Source organism: Acinetobacter brisouii, assembly GCF_008993995.1.
In the GTDB taxonomy this organism is placed as follows: domain Bacteria; phylum Pseudomonadota; class Gammaproteobacteria; order Pseudomonadales; family Moraxellaceae; genus Acinetobacter; species Acinetobacter brisouii_A.
In genome coordinates this window covers 1-1,476 of sequence record NZ_BKNN01000151.1, presented here as the reverse complement: position 1 = coordinate 1,476, position 1,476 = coordinate 1, and the positions used below count along the sequence as shown (strand labels likewise).

General features: G+C 41.2%; 2 protein-coding genes. One reads left to right on the top strand and one right to left on the bottom strand.

The genetic code is table 11. The annotated features are described in order from the left end of the window. Positions 1-576: 576 nt before the first annotated feature. Positions 577-933: an antitoxin Xre-like helix-turn-helix domain-containing protein gene (locus GBN19_RS15345; protein ID WP_151778695.1), complete on the top strand. Its 357-nt coding sequence runs from the start codon at positions 577-579 to the stop codon at positions 931-933. Positions 934-970: 37 nt separating this feature from the next. On the opposite strand, the gene GBN19_RS15340 is transcribed toward GBN19_RS15345, so the two are convergent. Next, positions 971-1,162, bottom strand: coding sequence for a type II toxin -antitoxin system TacA 1-like antitoxin (locus tag GBN19_RS15340; RefSeq protein ID WP_151778694.1), 192 nt, complete (start codon positions 1,160-1,162; stop codon positions 971-973). Between the last annotated feature and the right edge of the window lie 314 nt (positions 1,163-1,476).

Sequence of the window (1,476 nt, the reverse complement as noted above, 5' to 3'; positions counted from 1 at the left end):
ATAATGATTTGACTATATAGACATTGAACAATGTGATATACATTGTTCCATCCTGTAAGTTTTTGGACGTTCGTTACACGTTCAAATCACGGGTTTTTAGTGCTGCGTTACACGTTCAAATGATTATTTTTTGAGCTTTGTTACACGTTCAAAGGGGGTATTTTCGAGCTTTGTTACACATTCAACCCCGTTTTGTTACACGTTCACAGGGGATTTCTTCGCTTTGTTACACGTTCAAAGCTGTTTTGTTACACATTCAAATGAACTTTTTCCGCGTTGTTACACGTTCAACCCGTTTTTGTTACACATTCATTTGTAAGCAATAGCGTACAAAATCATTGGATCATGCTCTATTCGCCACAACAGCAACGAACATCATCCGTCATCAAAAGCACACTTAAACTGACTTTTTATGCTTAACAAAATATCCGTATGTCGATATTCTAGATTTTATCAATGACACTGCAGTTAACACTTCAAGTGCTATCAATGAGACAGTCTTGCTAAAAAATAAATCCACAATTCTGGATGTTCATATTCATGTTCAGGGAATGAACCTAGCACCGGAGAGATATCATGAATCGATTGGAAGCAACCGCAGAACAACAACGGGTCTTGGCAAAAGCGGTGATGAATGTTGCCACCCAGTTAAATCTTACCCCCGTTCAGCTCAGTGAACTTCTCGGTCTAGATCCTGCAAGCATTACCCAGCTAGAAGCACTACCCGAGTTAGATCCACAGACGGAAACCGGACAACGGGCGATGTTTCTGGTGCAGATTTTTAAACGCTTATTTGCCATGACCGGTGGCGATGCGGTCTGGATGCAACAGTTTATGCATACACGAAATCAGGTAAGCAACGGCATTCCAGTTGAACAAATGAAGAGTTTGGGCGGGATGAGAAACATCTTGGCGGTTCTTGAAATGCAGTAATCCGCATTCGAGCTGTACTCACTGCGATGTTGTCATGTTAAAAGCCGTCCTGATCTAGCAGCTGCGCGGCTTGTATTAAGCGCTCTGAAACCTTTGGTGGGGTATTCACCAGCTGCTGCAAATGTTCAAACTCAGCATCACTGAGTTGAATCTGATCCTGTTTGGTTAATGCTGCGGTTTCAGTGGCCTGTTGATGGTTTTGTTCACAGCCTTGCTGATGTTGATTCATCGGTATGCTCCTTGTTATTTTGTTGTGCTTTGAATACGGTGTTATTCAATGAATCTAGCGCTTGTGGCTCATCTAGATATGATCCATGCTGCAACTGATGTGATTTTCTGTGGACTGGTTATATCGCCAATCAACATACTGGCCATTCGATCTTGAAGATGATGATTATACAGCAAGCGACTACACTGCTTATCATCTTTCATATTCTGCATTGACGTTTCTAATTGGGATATGAAGCTGAAGCATTCAAACTCCCACAGGCAGGATAAAGCTATTTTGTTTGCATAATTTAGCCATATAACTAACTTTTATAT

Coding starts and splice junctions, on each gene's coding strand:
- GBN19_RS15345 (WP_151778695.1), top strand. CDS start 577: ATGAATCGATTGGAAGCAACCGCAGAACAACAACGGGTCTTGGCAAAA.
- GBN19_RS15340 (WP_151778694.1), bottom strand. CDS start 1,162: ATGAATCAACATCAGCAAGGCTGTGAACAAAACCATCAACAGGCCACT.